Origin of the sequence: Propionispira raffinosivorans DSM 20765, from assembly GCF_000381065.1 — a bacterium.
GTDB classification, from domain to species: Bacteria; Bacillota; Negativicutes; order Selenomonadales; family Selenomonadaceae; genus Propionispira; species Propionispira raffinosivorans.
In genome coordinates, this window is record NZ_KB905858.1 from 85,587 (window position 1) to 91,701 (window position 6,115).

A 6,115-nucleotide genomic window follows, 5' to 3' on the forward strand; every position below is an offset into this window, starting at 1 on the left:
GTTTAAATTTATGGAAATTATACAATTTATATTAGATTTAGGTCCCACCGTAATGATGCCAATTATTATTTTGATTTTGGGAGTTATATTAGGACAAGGTTTTCCAAAAGCTTTACGTTCCGGTTTGACTGTCGGCATGGGTTTTGCTGGTATATTTCTTGTTATTGGCTTGTTAACAACAAATCTTTCACCAGCTGCAAAAGCAATGGTTACAAACTTCGGACTGCATTTGGATGTAATGGACGTTGGCTGGCCAATCCATGCAGCAATCAGCTTCGGTACACCGATCGTCCCTGCAGTATTCCTTTTAGGATTGGTAATTAACATTATCATGCTGTCCACTAATTTAACAAAAACAATGGATATAGATTTATGGAACTATTGGCATTTCATTTTTGGCGGTGCACTTGTTATGTATTTGACGCAAAGCGCAGTGCTTGGAATTATTGCTTCTGGTATTACCATTGTTTGTGTTCTTAAACTAGCTGACTGGACGCAACCCTATGTGGAAAAAGTTTTTGGAATGCCCGGTATCTCACTTCCACATACAGAAACCGTAGGCTGGGCACCGCTTTGTATCTTCTTAAATAAAATTCTTGATAATATTCCTATAATTAATAAAATTGATATCAATCCTGAAAAAATTCAAAAAAGATTTGGCGTAATTGGTGAACCAATGTTTATCGGTGTTGTATTGGGGGCTGCCATCGGCGCACTTGCCGGCTATAAGCTCAATGCCATTATTCAATTGGGTGTAAATATGGGAGCGGTTATGTTCTTAATGCCAAGAATGTCTCGTATTTTAATGGAAGGATTAATGCCCCTTTCCGAAAGTGGTCGTGATTTTTTAAATAAAAAATTTCCTGGTAAAGAAGTATATATTGGTTTGGATGCCGCTGTCGTAATTGGTCATCCGTCCGTTTTGGCCGTTTGCCTGCTTATGATTCCGATTACCCTATTCCTTGCGGCAGTATTGCCTGGAAACAGAGTTCTTCCATTTACCGATTTAGCAGGGCTTCCTTTTTGCCTACTCTGGGCAGTTGGTGCTAGTAAAGGGAATGTGTTTAGAGGGTTAATTATCAGTTGCATCTTAATGGTAGGTATCTTATATATCGCAACAGATATTGCGAATGTAAGTACCACTATGGCAAAAGCAGTCCACTTTCCTTTCCCTGAAGGAACACTATCCATCTCATCACTTGATGGTGGTTCTCACATCGTTCCTTATATTATCTACAAGATTGTTGAACTTTTCTATTAAGAATCATAATTTTTCAACAGTGCTAAATTAATAAATTTTTCTGTCTTTTCTGATGATTATCATCAAAAAGACAAGCAAGTGAGGGAAAAATGATTTATGAAATGATGCGTGCAATGGCAGGTACCTATTTATGCAGTATCACAGATCTTTATATTGAACATCAAGACCTTCTTAACACGCTTATAGTCTGTGGTGCTCTTGTATGGCTGATATATCGCAACAAATATCATAAAAATAACAAACCAATAAAAGCAGTAAAAATAATGGGCATGACGATTTATGAAATAAAAGATTCTTAATAGAATAAACTAAAAGGGGCTGTTGCACTAAACGCATAATCCTAATAAATATACAAATCCTATCTTTTTGACGTGCAAAAGCTTGCGCTTTAGAGAATGGTTTTGCATATTTATTTGCGAAGAATGTCTAATGCGATAGCTCCTTTTTAATTGATGACAGGAAAATTCATAATATTACCAAAATGAGGTGTAAAATATGCTGTTACAAAAAGAAAGAGAATCCGTTGTAGTATATTGTCAAAAATTAGTAACAAATGGCTTAACCAGAGGAACAGGCGGAAACATTAGTATTGTAAATCGGGAAAAAAAGTTAATAGCAATTAGTCCTAGTGGTTTAGATTATTTTAAAACAAAACCAGAAGATGTAGTTGTTATAGATTTTGATGGAAATGTAGTAGATGGGGATCGTAAACCTTCCAGCGAAGTAGATATGCACAGAATTTTTTTCATAAATCGTCCCACCGTAAATGCCGTGGTTCATGCCCATTCCTTATATGGTGCTATTTTAGCTTGTTTGAATTGGAATCTTGAACCGGTACATTATCTGATTGGCTATGCAGGAGAAAATGTCCGATGTACACCGTATTGTACTTTTGGTACATGGGAACTGGCAAAAAGTGCCTACGAAGGTATGAAAGATCGTAATGCTGTCATTTTAGGAAACCATGGTCTCTTAGCAGTTGGTGCAGATATTGCTAAAGCCTTTGATACACTTGAAGAAATAGAATTTTGTGCCGAAATTTATTATAAAACAAAAATTGCTGGCAACCCCATTATTTTATCAAAAAAAGAAATGGATATTGTATTAGATAAATTCCAAACTTATGGACAAAAGAAAGGTTGATTTATGATGAAAATTGCTAATTTTTATGGACCGAAAGACGTCCGTATTGAAGAAGCTCCTATCCCCACTCCCAACGCTGGGGAAATTATTATTCAAAATAAGGTAGCTTTGACTTGTGGTACCGATGTAAAAATGTATATGCGAGGATATCCTTTGCTGACGCCACCACATGGTTTTGGACATGAAGCTGCCGGAATTGTATCGGCTATCGGTGCAGGCATAACAAAATTCAAAGTGGGCGATCGTGTTGTGGCACATGATTCAGCACCGTGTGGCACTTGTTATTACTGCAAACAAGGTCAGCACTCCATGTGTGAAAATCTCATTTTAAATTTTGGAGCCTTTTCTCAATATCAAAAAATACCGGCACCTTTAGTTGCTCAAAATGTTTTTCATATCCCTCCCCATATGAACTTATGTGATGCAGCATTAACTGAACCTTTTGCTTGCGCAGTATATGGTATAGCCGAAATTGGTATAGAACCTGGAGATACTGTTGTTGTGAATGGTGCCGGACCAATCGGTCTTATGTTTACTAGACTTGCTTACTTTAAAGGTGCTAAAGTCATTGCAACAGATCTTTCTGATAATCGCTTAAAAACAGCTAAACAATTAGGTGCGGCTATTACAATTAATGTTAGTAAATGTGAGGATATTGTACAAACCGTTAAAGAATACACAGATGACGGACGCGGGGCAGATGTAGCCATTGAAGCTGTCGGCATGCCTGCAACATGGGAAACAACCATCTCAATGTCAAGAAAAGGTGGTCGAGTTTTGCTTTTTGGCGGAACGAAGGGTGGCAGCACCATCCAGTTAGATGCAACGATGCTCCATTATTCACAAATTACAATAAAAGGTGTATTTCACACTACGCCTAAATATGTTGCCAAAGCTTTTGATCTGATTAAAAATGGCGTAATAAGTGCTGATGTATTTATTGGCAATGAATATCCCTTGGATAAAATTGTAGATGCCTTATTGTCACATAAAAGCGGCAACGTTATTAAAAACTGTATTGTTTTTGATTGATAAAAAATCAACATCTACGATTCCTACTTTTAATAAATAATATAAAAATAGCAGGTATACTTTCTGAAGCACCTGCTATTTTTATATTATTTAAATGAAACTACTTAATTGTAAAATTTTTCTTAATAACTATAAATATAGTATAGTTTGGATCTAGCTCTTATTCACTTCAATCTGCATTATGGTAAGCTTTTGCCAATATACTGATCGGATGCATCGTCTTAACCTCTGCCCCATGCTCAATCTGTGCGCGGCATGTACCACAATCTGTAAGAACCGTATCAACACCACTTGCTTTCACTGTATCAAAGAGAGTATTTCCTATTTTCATGGAAAGATCATAGTTTTCCGCTTTATAACCATAGTTGCCTGAAATTCCACAGCAGCCAGCATCGGCGTCGGTTACTTTAACACCCGGTACGAGTTTTAGTAGTTCCATGGCCGGAAGTCCAATTCCCTGTACACGCAAATGACACGGTGCATGATACATAAATTCATGGCTCACTTCACCAAATTCTTCATTTAATTGATCATTTTGGTAGAGTGCTTCTAAAAATTCACAGGCATCAAAAATATGTTTTGCATTTTCTTCCATGTCCGGAATTTCACCTTCAAAAAGTTCTTGGTATTCATCTTTGATCATCAAGCTGCAACTTGTACAAAGCGTAAGAATTGGATAGCCTTTATCGACCCATTGTTTGATAAGGTTTGTATTTGTTTTGGCATTTTTTTTGGCTTCATTCAAAAATCCGGTTGTAACGAGTGGTGAGCCACAACAAACAAAGTTTTCGTCAAATATGACCTGATAGCCATTTTTGTTCATAACGTCGATGAAGTCCAAGCCAATCTGCGGTTCGTTATAATTAATAATACAGCCTGGGAAAAATACAATTTTTTTCTCTAGTTCTGGTTGTTGTTTGCTTTTAAACAGGGAAGCAAAGGTTTGGTCGGAATAGGCTGGCAGCGGTCTTTGATCGGCTAACCCCATGACCTTAATAATGCCTAAAGAACGACCAACGGACATACCAGTATTGGCAAAAAATGCACCAAATGGTATTTTTGCCACGAGTTTAGACATTTTTTCAGGATGCCCCATCATTTCATCACGCTGTGAATGCGGGTGTGTTTCATAATATTTTGCCCGAGCTAACATATTCAAGGTTGAAATTGGCACACTGGACGGACAGGCAATATCACAGTTCTTGCAGTTTGAGCAGTATTCAAGGGATGCTTCGGAATCAGTTTCGGCAAAATTCAGTCGAGACTGTGCGGGTCCCACCATTTTTGGTCCACGAAATTTATGTGTTGCCGCGGTTACAGGGCATGCTGTTATACAGGCAGTACAAGCAACACAGCAATCAGGTAAGTTTATTTTTTTATCGTCCATATTATTTCACCTCTAGCACCGATACAGCTGCCTGATAGGCAGAGACAAGTGCTACACCATTACCGGATTTTTCAAAACTAAAATCATATCCACTAAGATTACGACCTGTGACAAAAACATTTTTCAAAATGCACTGTCCTTTTTTATCAATAGGACGCATTTCAGGATCTACAGCAATGCCAACTTGGGCAAATGGTTGTTTTTTATCTGAAAACAAGTCCAAGTTAGCCCAGGTTTCTTCACCGGCTGAAAGATTCACGGGTAGATTAAATACGGGTTCGGTAACTTTTTTTGCACTGGGTGCATAAAGACCGGAACCATAAAAGCCACCCGTGGCAAGAATAAAATGGTCCGCATAATAGGTATGTTCTTTACCAACACCATTCACAAGAACGGCTTCACAGAGACCATCACGAATAACCGATCCGGTTGCTTTCGCCTGTTCGATAATTTTGACTCCATATTTTCTGGCACAGTCATGAAGCATTTTGGATAAACGCATTCCGGACATGGATGGCGGAATGCATAGCGTTTCGGTAATGTCACACTGTAGTTCTGTTTTTAAGAATGTATAGGGGGTATAATCGGGTCTTGTTCCTAGTACTTGTGGCAGTACAATGGCTGCTCCTGGTTTTATAACAGCTTTTAGCTGCTTTGTGCATTCTTCTAAACCTTCTTTGGTATCGATCCAGCGAGCGATATCCATTGTCATAATATCTCGACCGCCAATCGCTTCTTCCATATGCGGATCAACGGTAACAATTTTATAGTCTTTGTCTTCACCCCAATGTTTTTTGAGATTTTGTTCTGTCATTTTTGCATAGTAATCTTTGAGCCCTTTAAAGTCTACCACATAAACGGTTTTGGCATCTTTTAACAGCTCACCATCAAACGTTTTTGAATAGAGTCCGGTTGGTTTCATGGTTCCGACGGCGGTAGGCACCCAATGTAAAGCTTGGGTAGTGCTGCCTTTGTATTCATAGCCTGCTTCTTGGGTGAGATTTAAAAAGAACTCGACTGCTTCTTCAATAAGTGGCAGCCCCAGTTTACTGTATGGATGAGTCGGCGAAAGCTGCTGGATTCCTTCTGCCGGAGTCCGGCAAGGTCTGTTATCGTTCGGATATGCCATAAGATCTACCAGACCACCACCAATTTCAAACGTACCGAGTCCAAATCTGAGCAGCGTTACGGCTTTGCCTTTTTTTGCAACGGCGATTGCCGCTAACAGTCCGGAGAATCCCCCGCCAATTACAAGTACATCATTTTTTTTCATCAGACATCGCTCCATTTAG

Annotated in this window: 6 protein-coding genes; 4 read left to right on the forward strand and 2 right to left on the reverse strand. The window is 38.6% G+C overall.

Going from position 1 to position 6,115, the window contains the following annotated elements; genetic code table 11:
- Window positions 1-10: 10 nt before the first annotated feature.
- The 4 genes from F606_RS0114735 to F606_RS0114750 all read left to right on the forward strand — a co-directional run bounded on the left by F606_RS0114735 (window position 11) and on the right by F606_RS0114750 (window position 3,436).
- Window positions 11-1,261: a PTS galactitol transporter subunit IIC gene (locus F606_RS0114735; protein ID WP_019554654.1), complete on the forward strand. Its 1,251-nt coding sequence runs from the start codon at window positions 11-13 to the stop codon at window positions 1,259-1,261.
- Window positions 1,262-1,362: 101 nt separating this feature from the next.
- Window positions 1,363-1,560, forward strand: coding sequence for a hypothetical protein (locus tag F606_RS0114740; protein ID WP_245542126.1), 198 nt, complete (start codon window positions 1,363-1,365; stop codon window positions 1,558-1,560).
- Window positions 1,561-1,756: 196 nt separating this feature from the next.
- Window positions 1,757-2,404 carry an L-fuculose-phosphate aldolase gene (locus tag F606_RS0114745; protein ID WP_019554656.1) on the forward strand — a complete coding sequence of 216 codons (648 nt, stop codon included), beginning with the start codon at window positions 1,757-1,759 and terminating at the stop codon, window positions 2,402-2,404.
- A gap of 3 nt (window positions 2,405-2,407) precedes the next feature.
- Complete coding sequence (locus tag F606_RS0114750) at window positions 2,408-3,436, forward strand: zinc-binding dehydrogenase (RefSeq protein WP_033368441.1); 1,029 nt, start codon at window positions 2,408-2,410, stop codon at window positions 3,434-3,436.
- A gap of 169 nt (window positions 3,437-3,605) precedes the next feature.
- On the opposite strand, the gene F606_RS0114755 is transcribed toward F606_RS0114750, so the two are convergent.
- Both F606_RS0114755 and glpB read right to left on the reverse strand, forming a co-directional pair.
- Complete coding sequence (locus F606_RS0114755; protein ID WP_019554658.1) at window positions 3,606-4,823, reverse strand: anaerobic glycerol-3-phosphate dehydrogenase subunit C; 1,218 nt, start codon at window positions 4,821-4,823, stop codon at window positions 3,606-3,608.
- Between the two features lies 1 nt (window position 4,824).
- Window positions 4,825-6,096, reverse strand: coding sequence for an anaerobic glycerol-3-phosphate dehydrogenase subunit GlpB (glpB, locus tag F606_RS0114760; protein WP_019554659.1), 1,272 nt, complete (start codon window positions 6,094-6,096; stop codon window positions 4,825-4,827).
- Between the last annotated feature and the right edge of the window lie 19 nt (window positions 6,097-6,115).

What these genes read in the sequence shown, in the direction of transcription:
- F606_RS0114745 (WP_019554656.1), top strand. Translation starts at nt 1,757, where the DNA reads ATGCTGTTACAAAAAGAAAGAGAATCCGTTGTAGTATATTGTCAAAAA.
- F606_RS0114735 (WP_019554654.1), top strand. Translation starts at nt 11, where the DNA reads ATGGAAATTATACAATTTATATTAGATTTAGGTCCCACCGTAATGATG.
- F606_RS0114755 (WP_019554658.1), bottom strand. Translation starts at nt 4,823, where the DNA reads ATGGACGATAAAAAAATAAACTTACCTGATTGCTGTGTTGCTTGTACT.
- F606_RS0114740 (WP_245542126.1), top strand. Translation starts at nt 1,363, where the DNA reads ATGATGCGTGCAATGGCAGGTACCTATTTATGCAGTATCACAGATCTT.
- F606_RS0114750 (WP_033368441.1), top strand. Translation starts at nt 2,408, where the DNA reads ATGATGAAAATTGCTAATTTTTATGGACCGAAAGACGTCCGTATTGAA.
- glpB (WP_019554659.1), bottom strand. Translation starts at nt 6,096, where the DNA reads ATGAAAAAAAATGATGTACTTGTAATTGGCGGGGGATTCTCCGGACTG.